This is a genomic window from Hoyosella sp. YIM 151337 (assembly GCF_026041215.1).
Classification (GTDB): Bacteria; Actinomycetota; Actinomycetes; order Mycobacteriales; family Mycobacteriaceae; genus Hoyosella.
Window position 1 is genome coordinate 157887 of the sequence record NZ_JAPEIQ010000004.1, and the last position, 16617, is coordinate 174503.

Genomic DNA, 16617 nt, shown 5'->3' on the forward strand with positions numbered 1-16617 from the left:
CTGCGGGGTCGCTTCTTGGCCCCAGCGGCGCAGCATGTGAATTAAATGCTCTAAGAATCTGCCAATCGTCAAGAGGCTGCAGAGAGTGAATCAATCGGCGATTAACACTCCGCTGGTTACATCGCTGTAACCGCACCTCCTGTTACCTGTAGCTACCTAGATCAACCTACCTCCAATGACCAATACCTCCCTCATGATATGGCTTCCATCCGGGCCGGAAGACACCACCACGAAAGCCGAGTGCCGACATTACCCGGTGGTAATGCATCAAGAGAGCCTACCGCCTTGCGCCCCGAGAATTTGGTCAAGAACGCCCAGCATCGGGAAAACATGTCCAGACAAAAAGTAACGGCACTCACCCCACATGTGAGGTGAGTGCCGTTACTCAGTAAGGGTGAGCCCGTCAGATCACTTGACGATCTTGGTGACTCGGCCGGCGCCGACGGTGCGGCCACCTTCGCGGATAGCGAAGCGCAGGCCCTCGTCCATGGCGACTGGCTGGATCAGCTTGACGCTCATCTCGGTGTTGTCGCCCGGCATGACCATCTCGGTGCCCTCAGGAAGGGTAACGACACCGGTCACGTCCGTGGTACGGAAGTAGAACTGCGGACGGTAGTTGTTGAAGAACGGCGTGTGACGGCCACCCTCGTCCTTGGACAGGATGTAGGCCTGGCCCTCGAACTCCGTGTGCGGGGTGGTCGAACCCGGCTTGACAACAACCTGGCCACGCTCGACGTCTTCGCGCTTGATACCGCGGAGCAGCAGACCAACGTTGTCGCCAGCCTCGCCGTAGTCGAGCAGCTTGCGGAACATCTCGATGCCGGTGACGGTGGTCTTGGTGGACTTCTCGCGGATGCCGACGATCTCGACTTCCTCGTTCACATTGACCTTGCCGCGCTCGATACGACCGGTAACAACAGTGCCACGACCGGTGATGGTGAACACGTCCTCGATCGGCATGAGGAACGGCTTGTCGGTCTCACGAACCGGGTCCGGAATGGACTCGTCAACAGCGTTCATGAGCTCGAGGATCTTGCCGGTCCACTCCGGGTCACCTTCGAGGGCCTTGAGGCCGGAGACGCGGACGACGGGGGCTTCCTCGTCGAATTCCTGCGCAGCGAGAAGCTCACGGACCTCCATCTCGACGAGCTCGAGGATTTCCTCGTCGTCGACCATGTCGGCCTTGTTCAGCGCCACCAGGATGTAAGGAACGCCAACCTGACGAGCCAGCAGCACGTGCTCACGTGTCTGCGGCATCGGGCCGTCGGTGGCAGCAACCACGAGGATTGCACCATCCATCTGCGCTGCGCCGGTAATCATGTTCTTGATGTAGTCGGCGTGGCCGGGTGCGTCGACGTGCGCGTAGTGGCGCTTTTCCGTCTGGTACTCGACGTGCGAGATGTTGATGGTGATACCGCGCTGCTTCTCTTCAGGAGCCTTGTCGATCTCATCGAACGCAAAGCTCTTGTTCAGCTCTGGGTACGTATCGCTCAGAACCTTGGTGATAGCAGCGGTGAGCGTGGTCTTGCCGTGGTCAACGTGACCGATGGTGCCGATGTTGACGTGCGGCTTCGTCCGCTCGAACTTCGCCTTCGCCACTTGATGTCCTCCTGGACTAATTAGTGCTTGCAGTTTGCAGCAGTGCGGTTGTTCTAACGAGGTGGTCGTGCCGATAACCCCGAGGCCGGGGTCCCCCAAGGGGTTCCCAGAGAAGCGGCTCCTAGGAAGGCTACCCGGAGATACTACCTATGGGCGGCGCTTGGTGAACTTACTCGCCGGTGGCCTTCGCGATGATCTCCTTCGCCACGTTCGCAGGAACTTCAGCGTAGGAGTTGAACACCATTGAGTAGTTCGCCCGGCCCTGAGTCTTTGACCGGAGGTCGCCGACATAGCCGAACATCTCCGACAGCGGAACCAGTGCCTTCACAACACGAGCACCGCTGCGCTCCTCCATGGCCTGGATCTGACCACGGCGGGAGTTCAGGTCGCCGATGACATCACCCATGTAGTCCTCAGGAGTAGTGACCTCAACTGCCATCAACGGCTCGAGAATCACCGGCTGCGCTTTCTTGGCAGCCTCCTTGAGGGCCTGGGAACCGGCGATCTTGAAGGCCATTTCCGACGAGTCGACTTCGTGGTACGCACCATCGAGGAGCGTGACCTTGACGTCGGTTAGCGGATAGCCAGCCAGCACGCCGTACTGCATGGCGTCCTGTGCGCCAGCGTCCACCGAAGGAATGTACTCCCTCGGCACACGCCCACCGGTGACGGCACTCTGGAACGCGTAGTGCTCACCATCTTCGCCCTTGAATGGCTCGAGCTTGATGATGACACGGGCGAACTGGCCGGAACCACCGGTCTGCTTCTTGTGAGTGTATTCGTGCTTCTCGACCGTGCCGCGAATCGTCTCACGGTAAGCAACCTGCGGCTTACCGACGTTCGCCTCGACCTTGAACTCACGCTTCATACGGTCGACGAGGATGTCGAGGTGAAGCTCACCCATGCCGCCGATAACGGTCTGGCCGGTTTCCTCATCGAGGTGGACCTTGAATGTCGGGTCTTCCTCGGCGAGCTTCTGGATGGCGGTGGACAGCTTCTCCTGGTCCGACTTCGTCTTCGGCTCGATAGCAACCTCGATAACCGGATCGGGGAAGGTCATCGACTCGAGGATGATCGGCGCGGAACCGTCACTCAGCGTGTCGCCAGTAGTGGTGTCCTTCAGACCGATGAAGGCGTAGATGTGGCCAGCTGATGCGTTCGGAACAGGATTCTCCTTGTTCGAGTGCATCTGGAAGAGCTTGCCCACTCGTTCCTTCTTGCCCTTGGTGGAGTTCTGCACCTGAGCACCTGAGTCGACCTTGCCTGAGTACACACGGACGTAGGTCAGCTTGCCGAAGAACGGGTGCGCCGCGACCTTGAACGCAAGCGCCGAGAACGGCTCGTCTGCGCTGGGCTTACGCGTAAGCACTTCGCTCTCGTTGTTGGGAGCGTGCCCTTCAACGGACGGAACATCGAGCGGCGACGGCAGATAGTCGATAACCGCGTCGAGCATCGTCTGGACGCCCTTGTTCTTGAATGCGGAACCGCACAGAACGGGGTAAGCCTCGCCGTTAACCGTGAGCTTACGGATCGCGCCCTTGATTTCCTCGACCGTGAGTTCCTCGCCACCGAAGAACTTCTCGAGCAGCTCTTCGTCAGACTCCGCGACAGCCTCGATAAGCTCCTGGCGGTACTTCTCGGCCTTGTCAGCAAGATCTGCCGGAATGTCGATGATGTCGAAGAGCTGGCCCTTCGCATCGTTGCCGTGCTCGTCCTTGTCCTTCCAGACGATTGCACGGTTCTCGACGAGGTCGACGACGCCGGTGAATTCGCTTTCCGCACCGATCGGCAGCTGGATGACCAGCGGCCGCGCACCAAGGCGGTCCTTGATGGTCTGGACGGTGAAGTAGAAATCCGCGCCTAGCTTGTCCATCTTGTTGACGAAGCAGATACGCGGAACGTCGTATTTGTCAGCCTGGCGCCAGACCTGCTCGGACTGCGGCTCCACACCCTCTTTGCCATCGAAGACGGCAACCGCACCATCGAGAACGCGGAGCGAACGCTCCACCTCCACCGTGAAGTCAACGTGACCCGGTGTATCGATGATGTTGATCTGGTTGTCTTTCCAGTAACAGGTTGTCGCAGCCGAGGTGATGGTGATACCCCGCTCCTGCTCCTGCTCCATCCAGTCCATGACAGCGGCGCCGTCATGAACCTCACCGATCTTGTAACTGATACCGGTGTAGAACAGGATTCGCTCGGTGGTTGTGGTCTTACCGGCGTCGATGTGCGCCATGATGCCGATGTTGCGCACCCGGTTCAGGTCGGTCAGCACGTCAAGTGCCACTGGAATCTTCCCCGCTCGTTTCTTGTCGTTATGTGCGGTTGCCTTGCCTGTACGCCGGGCCCGGTTCGGGTGATAGGCAGTGCACGGTGGTCACCGTTACTTTATCGAGCCCAGCGTGTTCTCTGGCAGTTGCCCGCTCGCGCAGACACCTGCCCAAGATCACCAGCGGTAGTGAGCGAACGCCCGGTTTGCCTCGGCCATCTTGTGCGTGTCTTCACGCCGCTTGACCGATGCGCCCAGACCGTTGCTGGCGTCGAGAAGTTCGTTCGCAAGCCGCTCAACCATCGTCTTCTCGCGGCGCTGCCGCGAGAAGGTGACGATCCAGCGCATCGCAAGAGTCGTCGCGCGGGCCGGACGAACGTCAACGGGAACCTGGTAGGTCGCGCCACCAACGCGGCGGCTGCGGACCTCAAGGGCCGGACGAACATTGTCAAGGGCACGCTTCAGCGTGACAACCGGATCCGTGCCGGTCTTCTCACGAGCCTGCTCGAGAGCGCTGTAGACGATGCGCTCAGCGGTTGACTTCTTGCCGTCGAGCAGGATCTTGTTCACAAGCTGAGTAACCAGCGGTGACCCATAAACAGGATCAGCGATGAGCGGACGCTTCGGTGCTGGGCCCTTGCGAGGCATTAGCTCTTCTCCTTCTTCGCGCCATAACGGCTGCGTGCCTGCTTGCGGTTCTTCACACCCTGAGTGTCAAGGGAGCCGCGGATGATCTTGTAACGAACACCCGGAAGGTCCTTCACACGACCGCCGCGCACGAGCACCATTGAGTGCTCCTGAAGGTTGTGCCCCTCACCGGGGATGTATGCCGTGACTTCAATCTGGCTGGTCAGGCGTACACGGGCCACCTTCCGCAGCGCAGAGTTCGGCTTCTTCGGGGTGGTGGTGTACACACGTGTGCACACACCGCGACGCTGGGGGCTCCCCTTCAGGGCCGCCGTCTTGGTCTTGGCGACCTTGTCCTGGCGCCCCTTGCGGACCAGCTGTTGAATCGTGGGCATAGACCGGCTTTCCTCTGGTGCTTCTTCACTCTCTTGGTCAAGAGCGGAACGTATTCAAAGTTTGTGGGTTCTACCGGGCTCCACAGTACAAGCCCAGCCCCCGCTATCCCGAGGTCGGGAGTGTCGCACTCCTGACCAGCGAAGACAATAACGCAGCTACCACTATGGCACCCGCACCAACACCGGCGGACAGTCTTCTGCCGCCGGAGTCACTGGATTCAGGCTTGCGATTCGACCCGAATGATCGGGCACGACCGGCAACAATACCTCTATATCACCGCCCAGGTCAAAGTGAGCGCATGGTGGACCAAAGGACTGGTCGTTCGCGCGTCAGAAGTTCATCCGGACGCTCATTTCCGCAAGCTCCAGCGCCGCATCGCAGCTGTTAACTCCCGTGCGCTGTGTCTGCGGATGCACCCACCAGGTCAGCGAGCCGCCGTCCCCCGCCCGGGTTGCGACGCCGCACGCCGACGGATCATCCGGGATCCGCACTTCGAACCCGCCCTGGCCCGCGACCGAGACGTTGGAGATCTCGTAGCCCAGTTCCTCGGTGGCGCGCCGTTCACGCCACAGTGAGCCGTCCTCAAACCACGCCAGGGTCACACCGACAGTTCCGGCCGGGCCGAACACGTCGTACCGGCAAATCGCCCCGAAAAAGGTATTCGTGACGCCGTCGGCGTCGAACACCTCCGCAATATCCTCAGCCGCCAGAAGTTCGCACTCGTTCAGGATGTTGTGGTACTGCTGCCGATCGAACACCTCGACGGAGCCATCGGCGCGCGGGTTCCCCTCGATTTCGCGTGTACACCCCAGCAGGCCCGCTGCGAGAACCGCACCCCCCGCTGTCAGGACCGCGGCACGGCACCATCTACCTCTACCCGGCACGGCTCACCGTCATTTCCGCGAGAGTCTGCACACGCTCGCACATATCGGCAGGCGGATTCAACTGGTCAAACACCACCGACCACACGAAGAAATCCGCCCCCGATTCAATTGACACCTCGCAGATCCCGGTCCCCCGGCCAGCGAAGCCCGTCAGCTGCCCAGACGCTCCCTCAACGGTGACCTCGAAAACATCACGCCCAGCGAATTCAACCAGGGTCCGCTCGCGCCCGATCGGACTCCCCCGGTACCAAGAGAATGACGCTCGTGCGCCGAAGAAGTTTGGATCCTCCCACCGGCAGCCCACCGAGTTCCGTTCAATGAGCCGGACGTTCCGAACGCCGGTTACCTCCATCAGTTCGTCCCCCGAGACGCCACCACACTCACCAAAGAAAAGGCCCGGGGGCGCACTCTGCGGGGTTTCTTGCGCCGGCTGCTCAGGCTCGTCTCCGGGGGCTGTACACGCGGCGAGGAGAACCGCGAGCACACCCGCTCCCAGCCCGCGCCGCAACCCCCGGATGTCCACGCTACGGATGCTACCTTCCGCGGCCGATCCGCACCGGGGACGTGCTTTTCTGCTGCGTGCGCTGATTGTGTCAATCTACCTCCGGAAACCGGGGGTAGATTGACACGGACCAATCTGGGGAGAGGCAGCACCGCGGCTTCGCACGTTCCGTCCACGAGGCACCCCAGGTGCACGTTATCGCTGCTGTGGCGTGTGCGGCGCTCTACCTTCTCGCCAGGGGCTGCTCGATCACCGTCCGTGTGGCGGCATCCTGCAATTCCGGCCGGGCACGCGTGGTGCAGACCATCGGGAGCGCTTCACACATCTGCCGTCGCTCGCGCCAGCGCAATGCTCAGATGCTGTGCCCATACCGCCACGATCTGCGAACGCCGCCGCGAATCGTCAGTAAGAACATCTGCAAGCCCCAAACCGCGCGCCATGTCAAGCGTCGCCTGCACCAGACGGTGCGTATCGGGGTCCGAGTCGTCGGCACCAAGCAGTTCAATCGCGATCTGGTGGACGGTGCGGCCAAAACGGAGTTCCAGCGGAACCACGCGCTCCTTGAGTGCTGGATCCGCAGCGGCCGCCGTCCACACTTGCAGAGCCGCCTTGAACAACGTCCCGGTGAAGTAGTCCACGAGCCGCACCACCACCGCTTCGACCCGCTCGTCGCCCTCCGGAATCACAGCGGCGGCAGCGCGAACCTCAGCCATGCGCTGATCGAAAATGAACTCCAGCGCAGAGGTGATCAAGTCTTCCCGGGTGGGAAAGTGATGCTGGATCGCGCCGCGGGACACGCCCGCCTGCTTCGCCACCACACCGACCGTCGTGCCTGACCAGCCGCGCTGCGCCAGGCACTCAATAGTGGTTTCGAGCAGTCGCTGATGCGTTGCGCGGCTGCGCTCCTGCTGAGGTTCACGAATTGTCACTGCTAACGGCCCGCCGTTTCGAACTCCCCCGCCCACCGGGGCGGACGTTTCTGCAAAAAGGCAATCATGCCCTCCCGTGCCTCTTCGGACGCAAAGAGCCGCGCGGAGAGTGCCGCAAGTTCATCGCCGCGCTGATCAATACCTGCCAGGACGTCGCGGGTCGTAAGCGCTTTCGACTCCGCGAGCCCCTGCGGGGAGCCTTTGCGCAACTCCGCGCACCACGCCGCAACCGTCTCCGCGGGATCCGCGGAGGCTTCGGTGATCAATCCGATTCGCGCCGCCTCGGCCGAGCCGAACTTCTCACCCGTCAGGAAGTACCGCGACGCAGCGCGCGAATCAAGCTTCGGCAGCAGCGTCAGCGAGATAATCGACGCTGCCAAGCCAAGTCGCGCTTCAGTCAGCGCGAATGTGCTTTCGGGCCCCGCCGCAACCAGATCACACGCCCCCACAAGACCCATGCCACCGGCCCGAACATGCCCGTTGACCTGCGCCACGATCGGTTTCGGGTGCGCGACGATGCCACGGAGAAGATCACGCATCTGCCGGGTGCGCAGCTTAGCGACTTCCATCGGGTCGAGCTGGTCACCCGCCGTGTCAGACGCCTCCTGAAGGTCCGCACCCGCGCAAAACGTGCCGCCGGTGTGCGTCAGAACGACCACACGGACGCCGTCATCGTGCGCGGCCTGCTGCAAACCGTCGACGACCCCCTGCACCAGCTTGGTCGAAAGCGCATTGCGGTTGTGCGGCGAGTCGAGGGTGACGGACGCTATTCCGTTATCGGCTGTGTACTGCACTAGTTCGCTCATTGGCAGCTCCGCTCAGTACGACTTGGGCAGACCCAAGTTGGCCTGCGCGATGAAGTTCAGGATCATTTCCCGACTCACCGGGGCGATCCGCGTGAGGCGCGACGCTGCGATCAAGGGGACCAGCCCGTATTCCATCGCCAGCCCATTACCGCCGTGCGTTTGCACGGCCTGGTCGACAGTTTTCGTGCTGACCTCACCGGCGGCGTATTTTGCCATGTTCGCCGCGGAAGCCGCACCCCAGTCGTCGCCGGAGTCATACAGCGCGGCTGCTTTCTGCATCATCAGCTTCGCCAGTTCGATCTCTATATGGCACTGCGCAAGCGGGTGCTGAATCGCTTGGTGCGCCCCAATCGGGGCCTTAAAGACCTGCCGCTCCTTCGCATAGTCCGTCGCCTTTTTGAGGGCGTACCGTGCCATTCCGAGCGCCATCGCCGACGCCATGATCCGTTCCGGATTCAGTCCAGCGAACAGCTGCATCAAACCTGCGTCTTCCGACCCGACGAGCGCGTCGGCGGGCAACCGCACGTCGTCGAGGAACAGGCTGAACTGCTTCTCCGGGCTCATGATGCCCATCTCGATCGGCTGGTACTCGAAGTTCGGCGCATCCGTGGGGACGATGAACAGCGCGGGCTTCAGCTTCCCGGTTTTCGCATCTTCGGTCCGCGAAACGACGAGCACGGCCTGCGCCTGATCGACCCCGGAAATGTACGTCTTCCGGCCACTTAACAGCCACTCATCACCATCTCGCCGCGCTGTGGTGATGATCTGGTGCGAGTTCGAGCCAGCGTCCGGTTCCGTAATCGCGAACGCCATCGTGATCGACCCGTCCGCAATACCGGGCAGCCATTTCTGCTTCTGCTCCTCGGTGCCGTAGCGAGTGATGATCGTCCCGCAGATCGCCGGGGACACGACCATCATCAACAGTCCAGTACCCGCGGCAGTCAGCTCCTCAAGCACAAGGGACAGCTCGAACATCCCGGCTCCCCCGCCGCCATACTCTTCTGGGATGTTGACGCCGAGGAACCCCAGTTTGCCGGCCTCTTCCCACAGTTCAGTGGTCTTCTCACCGGCTTTCGACTTCTCAAGCATGTATTGCCAGCCGTACTTCGAGCCGAGTTCCGTGACGGCCTTCCGCAGTTCGCGCTGTTCGTCGGTTTCCACGAAGTCCATGGTCATTCCCCTTCACCTGATGTTGAGTCTTCTTCGCTGACGACAGCCAGCACCATGCCCACGTCCACCTGCTGGCCCGCCTGTACCGGCAGTTCGGTCACAACACCATCGGTGGGGGCCGAAATCGTGTGCTCCATCTTCATCGCTTCTAGCCACAGGATCGGCTGACCAGTGCTGACGCGGTCGCCCACCGCGGCCGCGACCCGAATCACCGATCCGGGCATGGGGGCGAGCAGGGAACCCGCGGCGACTTCCGCGGAGGGGTCGACAAACCGTGGCGCCGCCGTGAACGTGGCGTGGCCGAGCGGGGAATCCACGCAGCGCACAGCCCCGTACCGGGACACCGCGAAGCGGCGCCGCACGCCCTCTATGTCGAACACGACGGCATCCGGGGAGACTTCCACCAGCACCAGTTCCTCGTGTCCCTCCACGCTGAGACCAGTTCGGGTGAAGCGGTACTTCACTACGTGCTCGGCAGCAGGCGTGGTGTACACCCGTTTCTGATGCTGCGCAGGCAAATTGCGCCAGCCGCTGGGAATCCGGCGCTGCACCCGAGCCGCAGCCCGCGTGTGCTCAGCGTCCGCGACCGCAGCAGCTATCGCCGCCCACTCGAGCGCCTCCGGGGCGGTGATCGGCGCGGCAAGGGCGTCGAGCCCGTGCGTTGCGAAGAACGCGGTATCGGTGTCACCGGCAAGGAAGGCGGGGTGACGCAGCACGTTCACCAGCAAGTCCCGGTTCGTCACCAAGCCATGCAGCCGCATGCCGGACAGCGCCGATGCGAGGACCTGCGCCGCCTGCCGTCGCGTCGGGCCAAACGAGATGACCTTCGCCAGCATCGGATCGTAGAAGACGCTTACCGCGGAGCCATCAACGACACCCGAGTCGAGCCGCACACCAAGTTCAGTGAGTACCTCGAATTCGGCCCGCGTCCCGGGCACGTCAAAGTGGTACACGGTGCCGCTCTGCGGCTGCCATTCGTTGGCGGGGTCTTCGGCGTAGAGCCGCACCTCGATCGAGTGGCCGCGCATCGCCGGTGGTTCCGCCTCCAGGGCCGCGCCCGCGGCAACATCGAGTTGTATCTGGACGAGATCAAGCCCTGTGGTGCATTCGGTGACCGGATGCTCGACCTGCAGGCGAGTGTTCATTTCAAGGAAGTAGAAATGCCCCGACTCATCGGCAAGGAACTCGACGGTGCCAGCCCCGACGTAGTCGATCGCTTTCGAAGCGAGCCGTGCAGCCTCGAAGAGCCGGTCGCGCATGCCGTCACCTTTGAGCCGCTCCACCAGCGGCGACGGGGCTTCCTCGACCACTTTCTGGTGACGGCGCTGGATCGAGCACTCCCGCTCACCCACTGCCCACACGGTGCCGTGCTGGTCAGCCATCACCTGCACCTCGATGTGGCGACCGGTCTCGAGGTAACGCTCGCAGAAGACAGTCGGGTCACCGAACGCCGACTCGGCCTCCCTGCGGGCCGCCTCGATTTGATCCTGCAGCTCGCCCAGTTGGCGCACCACGCGCATCCCGCGGCCACCACCGCCCGCGGAGGCTTTGATGAGCACGGGCAGCTCGGCTTCAGTCACCGCATCGGGATCGAGCTTGCCCAGCACGGGTACGCCCGCGGCGTCCATCATCTTCTTGGACTCGACTTTCGAGCCCATCAGTTCGATGGCTTTGACGGGCGGCCCAATCCAGGTGAGTCCGGCGTCGATGACCGCGCGCGCGAATTCGGCGTTCTCCGAGAGGAACCCGTAGCCGGGGTGTACCGCGTCAGCACCGGCTGCCTGAGCCGCCGCGATCAGCTTCTCCGCCCGCAGGTACGTCTCCGCTGGGGAGTTGCCCGGCAGGCGCACAGCCGCGTCAGCTTCTTTGACGTGCGGCGCGTCGGCATCGGCATCCGAGAACACAGCCACCGTGCCCACACCGGCGCGGCGGCACGTCGCGAACACTCGCCTGGCGATCTCGCCGCGGTTAGCCACAAGAACGCGAGTGATGTCCTTCATTTCGAGCATGTCGTCTCCGTTCATGGCGCTCACATCCGGAAGACGCCGAAGTTCGCGGTGCCTTCGACTTCGTTGGTGTGAATCGCGGACAGGCACAGGCCGAGGATCGTGCGGGTATCGCGCGGATCGATCACGCCGTCATCGAAAAGGCGACCGGACAGGAACATCGGCAGTGATTCAGCTTCAATCTGCGCTTCGACCATGGCACGCATGCCCTTGTCGGCTTCCTCATCAAACGCCCGGCCCTTGGCTTCCGCCGCGGCGCGCATGACCAGCGAAATCACACCAGCTAGCTGCTGGGGTCCCATCACCGCGGACTTGGCACTGGGCCAGGCGAAGAGGAAACGCGGCTCGTAGGCGCGGCCACACATGCCGTAATGGCCCGCACCATAAGACGCGCCCATCAACAGCGAGATGTGCGGCACCTTCGAGTTCGATACCGCGTTGATCATCATGGAGCCGTGCTTGATGATGCCTTTCTGCTCGTATTCCCTGCCCACCATGTAGCCGGTGGTGTTGTGCAGGAAGAGCAGTGGGGTGTTCGACCGGTTAGCGAGCTGAATGAACTGCGTCGCCTTCTGTGATTCCTCGCTGAACAGGATGCCGCGCGCGTTCGCGAGAATCCCCACCGGGTAACCGTGGAGCTGCGCCCAGCCCGTCACCAGCGACGAGCCGTACAGCGGCTTGAACTCGTCGAATTCGGAGCCGTCAACAATCCGGGCGATCACCTCGCGCGGGTCGAACGGAATCTTCAGATCGCCCGGGACGACCCCCAGCAGGTCCTCGGGATCGTGGACGGGATCGGCGTAATCGGTGTTCGGCCCCGGCCCCTTTTTCTTCCAGTTGAGACGTCTGACGATGTCTCGCCCGATCCTAATCGCGTCCTGTTCGTCGAGCGCGTAGTAGTCAGCGAGACCCGAAGTGCGGGCGTGCATATCCGCACCGCCGAGCGACTCATCGTCGGACTCCTCCCCCGTCGCCATCTTCACCAGCGGCGGACCGCCGAGGAAAACCTTCGACTGTTCCTTGATCATCACCACGTAGTCCGACATGCCGGGGATGTACGCGCCACCCGCGGTCGAGTTGCCGAAGACCAGGGAGATGGTGGGAATACCGAGGGCGGACGCGCGGGTGAGGTCACGGAACATCTGACCACCCGGAATAAAGACTTCCTTCTGGGTAGGCAGGTCAGCGCCACCGGACTCCACCAGCGAGATCACCGGAAGCCGGTTCTGGAAAGCGACCTCGTTGGCCCGGAACGACTTCTTCAGCGTCCACGGGTTGCTAGTGCCGCCCTTCACCGTGGGATCGTTCGCAACGATCAGGCATTCGACACCATTGACGACGCCGATACCAACGACGATGCTCGCACCGACCTGGAAGTCGCTGCCCCACGCGGCGAGCGGGCACAGTTCGAGGAACGCCGAATCCTCATCGATGAGCAGCTCGATACGCTCCCGGGCCGTCAGTTTCCCGCGTTTGCGGTGCCGCTCGACCTTGTCCGGTCCACCGCCGCCAATGGCTTTGTCGTACTCTGCCTCGACCTCGCCCAGCTTCGCCAGCATCGCGTCGCGTGACGCAACGAAGTCTTCCGACGAGGTGTCGAGGGTGGTCTGCAACACTGTCATGCTTTGAACCCCAATCGCTTCGCTGCAAGCCCGGTGAGAATCTCGTTAGTGCCGCCGCCGATCCCAAGGATCCGCATGTCGCGGTATTGCCGTTCGACTTCGCTTTCCCGCATGTAGCCCATACCGCCAAACAGCTGGACAGCCTGATGCGCCACCCACTCGCCTGCTTCGACCGCGGTATTCTTCGCGAAGCACATCTCGGCGATGAGGTCACCGTCGCCGTAGGTGAACCGCTCGATGAGCTGGTGTGTGTAGACGCGCGCAACGTCGATCTTGCGGGCCATTTCTGACAGCGTCGCTTGCACCGTTTGACGGCTGACGAGCGGGCGGCCAAATGTCTCGCGGTCCCGGCACCACTGCAGCGTCAGGTCGAGGCACCGCTGCGCGCTCGCGTACGCCTGGACGGCGAGCGCTGCACGCTCGGTGACGAAACCCTGTGCCAGCTGCGTGAACCCGCTGTGCTCGGCACCGATGAGGTTCGCGACGGGCACACGCACCTCGTCGTAATGCAGCTCGGCCGTGTCAGAACAAAGCCAGCCCATCTTGTCGAGCTTGCGCGCAACCGTGAACCCAGGAGCGCCCTTCTCCACAACGATCAGCGACAGCTGCCCCTTTTCACCCGTGCGGCACACGGTCACAACGAAGTCAGCGCGCACCGCCGAGGTGATGAAGGTCTTCGCGCCGTTGATGACGAATTCGTCACCCTCGCGGCGCGCGGTAGTGCGCATATTGGCGACGTCGGAGCCGCCGCCAGGCTCGGTGATCGCGAGGGAACCGATCAGATCGCCGCCGAGCGTCGGCTTCGCCCACTTCTCGATGTGCTCTGGGTCGCCTGCCGCGACCAGGTGGGGCAATGCGATTCCGTGCGTGAACAGCGACGCGAGAATGCCTCCCGCCGCGCCCGCGTAGCAGAGTTCTTCCGCCACGATCATCGCGTCGATGAGGTTGCCGCCGCCGCCACCGGAATATTCGGGGAAGCCTGCGCCTAGCAGCCCGATGTCACCCGCTTTCTTGTGTAGCGATCGGGGAATCTCACCGGCTCGCTCCCACTCTTCCTGGAAGGGCACAACGTGTTGTTCAGTAAAGCGGCGCACCGTTTTCCGGAGTTCTTGACGTTCCGGGCTCTCCCACAGTGCACGGGATGGCCAGGTCTCTGGTGATGTCATGCGGTTCCTTGTGCGTCGAGGAGCGAGACGGGGATATTGAGGTGCCGGGACCGAAGCCATTCGCCAAGGCCCTTTGCTTGCGGATCGAATCGCGCCTGTGACGCGACGCCCTGGCCGAGAATGCCTTCGATCACGAAGTTGACGGCCTTGAGGTGTGGCAGCAGGTGTCTGCGTACAGTGAGTTCTTCCGCTTCCGGCAACAACTGCTTGAGGGTCTCGATAGTGAGTGTGTGCGCTAGCCACGCCCACTCGTCCTCCGTGCGCACCCACACGCCAACGTTGGCGTCACCGCCCTTGTCCCCGCTGCGAGCGCCTGCGATCGCCCCGAGCGGGGCGCGGTGTGTCTCGCTCGAGGCGGGAGGCGGCGGCAGAGCCGGTCCGGGCACATCTGCCAGGGGCTGTGTCTGTGGAGCTGGATCGATGTCGACCCGCGTCCCGTCAGGCAGCACCGCCACATGCGGCACTTTCTCCTGCGGGACGTAACCGGGCGTGAAGAGCCCGTACGGTTGCGCGTCAGCCGGTGGCGCAGTGAGTGCGAAACCGGGATAGCTTGCCAGCGCAAGTTCCACGGCCACGCTGGTGAACGAGCGGCCGACGATCTTCGGATCCGCATCCTTGACGATGCACCGCAGGATCGAGCTTGCTTGCTCCTCGGTGGGTGCGTCTTCCTGTGCCGTGCCCGATACTTCCCAGCGCAGTTCGGCGGGGCGTTTCGTCAGCCACGCCTCAAGCTGCTGCTTGGCGAGTGCGACCTTCTCGTCGATATCCAGACCGGTGACGATGAAATCCGCTTGGTTGCGGAAACCGCCGAGCGTGTTGAGCGACACCTTGAGATCTGGTGGCGGCGCTTCGCCTTTGACACCGCTGATGCGGACACGGTCCGGGCCCTCCTGGCTCAGTTCGACAGTGTCCATGCGAGTCGTCACATCCGGGCCCGCGTAACGTCCGCCGGAGATCTCGTACAACAGTTGTGCAGTGACAGTACCGACGGTGACCGCGCCACCGGTGCGGGCGTGTTTCGTGATGACGCTCGAACCGTCGCGGTGGATCTCGGCGATCGGGAAACCGGGCCGGTCCATGTTGTCGATTTCGCGGAAGAACGAGTAGTTGCCGCCGGTCGCCTGCGTACCGCATTCGATCACATGCCCGGCGGCGACAGCACCTGCCAGCTGGTCAAAGTCAGTTCGCGACCAGCGGAACTCCGCGATCGCTGGGGCGACAATGACTGAGGCGTCGGTGACGCGTCCGGTGACCACAATGTCTGCGCCCTGGGTGAGGCACTCCGCGATGCCAAACGCGCCGAGGTACGCGTTCGCGGTGAGCGGCGAACCCAAGCCGAGCTCTTGTGCTCGTTCACGCAGATCGTCGCCTTCGACGTAAGCAACCTTCGCCTTCAGTCCCTGGCTCTCGGCCATCTCGCTGAGTTTGGCAGCGAGTCCAGCCGGGTTGAGCCCGCCAGCGTTGGCCACGATCTTCACGCCCTGTTCGAGCGCGAGGGCCATGCACTCATCCATTTGCCGCACGAATGTCTTCGCGTAACCGAGGCTGGCATCTTTCATGCGGTCACGCCCCAGAATGAGCATGGTGAGTTCCGCGAGATAATCGCCTGTTAAGTAGTCGAGGTCACCGCCTTCGAGCATCTCCCGCATCGCGGAGATCCGGTCGCCGTAGAAGCCGGAGCAGTTGCCAACCCTGATCATCGGTGGAGGTACCGGGGACACTGTCATTCGTTTCGAACCCCTTGTGAATCTGTTGCTGATTGCGGTTCCCTGCCATTGCCGGGCGGCCCAGCGAAGGCCTGCGCGATAGTGAGCCACTTCTCGGCGTCTGGGCCGTCCGCCCGCACGTCCACGTCAGCGCGGTGCCGGCGTTGCGTCACCAGATAGCAGAAGTCCAGGGCGGTGCCGGTGACGCGTTGTGACGCATTGTCCGGGCCCCACACCCACACGCTGCCGTCTGGCGCTACGAGTTCGACGCGGAACGGCTCCGCAGGTGGCTGCAACTGGTTGAGCGCGAACGCGAAGTCACGTGTGCGCACGCCGATATGTGCGACATGCTTGATGCGGCTGGTCGGTTGCGGCGCAATCCCCAGCGTGTCCGCAACATCGAGCCCATGCGCCCAGGTTTCCATGATGCGGGCAGTCGCCATCGATGCCGGACTCATCGGCGGACCGAACCACGGCAGCTTCACCTTTGGATCGGCGTTGCGGAGCGCTTTCGACAGCGCCGCCCGGCCGGTCCGCCACCGCTCGAGCAGTTCAGCGGGCGGAATTGCGGCCCACTCCGCCGCCCCGTCATCAACGAAACCCGCAGGATTTTTCCACGCCGACGTGACTAGCGCCTGGAAACGCTCAGGCTCAGTTGTGGCCGCAATCGCCGCGTCGTCAGTCCACGCGAGGTGCGCGATCTGGTGTGCGATCGTCCAGCCCGTGGCGGGAGTTGGCGAGTTCCACTCGGATTCTGACAGGCCGGAGACTAGCTCATCGAGGTACGCACCCTCGGCATCGAGATCGTCGACAACACTGGCCACGACCCCACTAGGATCTGGCATACCACTCACCTTCAGTCGTCTTCAGGTATGTGAGACAAGCCTGACACCATTCCACAAAAGAATCAAGCGTGCTTGCTTCTTTTGTGGGGT

14 protein-coding genes are annotated in these 16617 nt (G+C 62.7%); all 14 read right to left on the reverse strand.

The window, feature by feature from the left end:
- Positions 1-408 precede the first annotated feature (408 nt).
- Positions 409-1599: an elongation factor Tu gene (tuf, locus tag ONR57_RS01195; protein ID WP_265121001.1), complete on the reverse strand. Its 1191-nt coding sequence runs from the start codon at positions 1597-1599 to the stop codon at positions 409-411.
- 169 nt (positions 1600-1768) lie between these two features.
- Positions 1769-3886: an elongation factor G gene (fusA, locus tag ONR57_RS01200; protein ID WP_265121003.1), complete on the reverse strand. Its 2118-nt coding sequence runs from the start codon at positions 3884-3886 to the stop codon at positions 1769-1771.
- Positions 3887-4045: 159 nt separating this feature from the next.
- Positions 4046-4516, reverse strand: coding sequence for a 30S ribosomal protein S7 (gene rpsG / locus ONR57_RS01205; protein ID WP_265121004.1), 471 nt, complete (start codon positions 4514-4516; stop codon positions 4046-4048).
- A complete protein-coding gene (gene rpsL / locus ONR57_RS01210; RefSeq protein ID WP_013805256.1) occupies positions 4516-4890 on the reverse strand; it encodes a 30S ribosomal protein S12 in 375 nt (124 codons plus the stop codon). Before rpsL ends, rpsG begins: the two co-directional genes overlap by 1 nt.
- 330 nt (positions 4891-5220) lie before the next feature.
- Entirely contained in the window at positions 5221-5775 is a 555-nt protein-coding gene (locus tag ONR57_RS01215) for a DUF3558 domain-containing protein (protein WP_265121005.1), read from the reverse strand.
- Complete coding sequence (locus tag ONR57_RS01220; protein WP_265121006.1) at positions 5765-6298, reverse strand: DUF3558 domain-containing protein; 534 nt, start codon at positions 6296-6298, stop codon at positions 5765-5767. Before ONR57_RS01220 ends, ONR57_RS01215 begins: the two co-directional genes overlap by 11 nt.
- A gap of 296 nt (positions 6299-6594) precedes the next feature.
- Positions 6595-7206, reverse strand: a complete 612-nt coding sequence (locus tag ONR57_RS01225; RefSeq protein WP_265121007.1) for a TetR/AcrR family transcriptional regulator — start codon at positions 7204-7206, stop codon at positions 6595-6597.
- A gap of 2 nt (positions 7207-7208) precedes the next feature.
- Positions 7209-8012 (reverse strand): enoyl-CoA hydratase family protein, encoded by an 804-nt coding sequence (locus tag ONR57_RS01230; protein WP_265121008.1) that lies wholly within the window; start codon positions 8010-8012, stop codon positions 7209-7211.
- Between the two features lie 12 nt (positions 8013-8024).
- Positions 8025-9182 (reverse strand): acyl-CoA dehydrogenase family protein, encoded by a 1158-nt coding sequence (locus ONR57_RS01235; RefSeq protein ID WP_265121044.1) that lies wholly within the window; start codon positions 9180-9182, stop codon positions 8025-8027.
- Positions 9183-9184: 2 nt separating this feature from the next.
- Entirely contained in the window at positions 9185-11206 is a 2022-nt protein-coding gene (locus tag ONR57_RS01240; protein WP_265121009.1) for a biotin carboxylase N-terminal domain-containing protein, read from the reverse strand.
- A gap of 5 nt (positions 11207-11211) precedes the next feature.
- Positions 11212-12810: an acyl-CoA carboxylase subunit beta gene (locus ONR57_RS01245; protein ID WP_265121011.1), complete on the reverse strand. Its 1599-nt coding sequence runs from the start codon at positions 12808-12810 to the stop codon at positions 11212-11214.
- A complete protein-coding gene (locus tag ONR57_RS01250) occupies positions 12807-13976 on the reverse strand; it encodes an acyl-CoA dehydrogenase family protein (protein WP_265121012.1) in 1170 nt (389 codons plus the stop codon). The genes ONR57_RS01245 and ONR57_RS01250 overlap by 4 nt, the downstream gene beginning before the upstream one ends.
- Complete coding sequence (locus ONR57_RS01255; RefSeq protein ID WP_265121013.1) at positions 13973-15703, reverse strand: acyclic terpene utilization AtuA family protein; 1731 nt, start codon at positions 15701-15703, stop codon at positions 13973-13975. Before ONR57_RS01255 ends, ONR57_RS01250 begins: the two co-directional genes overlap by 4 nt.
- Positions 15700-16527: a TIGR03084 family metal-binding protein gene (locus tag ONR57_RS01260; RefSeq protein WP_265121015.1), complete on the reverse strand. Its 828-nt coding sequence runs from the start codon at positions 16525-16527 to the stop codon at positions 15700-15702. The genes ONR57_RS01255 and ONR57_RS01260 overlap by 4 nt, the downstream gene beginning before the upstream one ends.
- Positions 16528-16617: the final 90 nt, after the last annotated feature.

Excerpts from the sequence above, each read along its gene's own strand:
- rpsL (WP_013805256.1), bottom strand. The coding sequence starts at position 4,890 with ATGCCCACGATTCAACAGCTGGTCCGCAAGGGGCGCCAGGACAAGGTC.
- ONR57_RS01230 (WP_265121008.1), bottom strand. The coding sequence starts at position 8,012 with ATGAGCGAACTAGTGCAGTACACAGCCGATAACGGAATAGCGTCCGTC.
- ONR57_RS01245 (WP_265121011.1), bottom strand. The coding sequence starts at position 12,810 with ATGACAGTGTTGCAGACCACCCTCGACACCTCGTCGGAAGACTTCGTT.
- ONR57_RS01240 (WP_265121009.1), bottom strand. The coding sequence starts at position 11,206 with ATGAACGGAGACGACATGCTCGAAATGAAGGACATCACTCGCGTTCTT.
- ONR57_RS01260 (WP_265121015.1), bottom strand. The coding sequence starts at position 16,527 with ATGCCAGATCCTAGTGGGGTCGTGGCCAGTGTTGTCGACGATCTCGAT.
- ONR57_RS01255 (WP_265121013.1), bottom strand. The coding sequence starts at position 15,703 with ATGACAGTGTCCCCGGTACCTCCACCGATGATCAGGGTTGGCAACTGC.
- ONR57_RS01235 (WP_265121044.1), bottom strand. The coding sequence starts at position 9,182 with ATGGACTTCGTGGAAACCGACGAACAGCGCGAACTGCGGAAGGCCGTC.
- rpsG (WP_265121004.1), bottom strand. The coding sequence starts at position 4,516 with ATGCCTCGCAAGGGCCCAGCACCGAAGCGTCCGCTCATCGCTGATCCT.
- ONR57_RS01250 (WP_265121012.1), bottom strand. The coding sequence starts at position 13,976 with ATGACATCACCAGAGACCTGGCCATCCCGTGCACTGTGGGAGAGCCCG.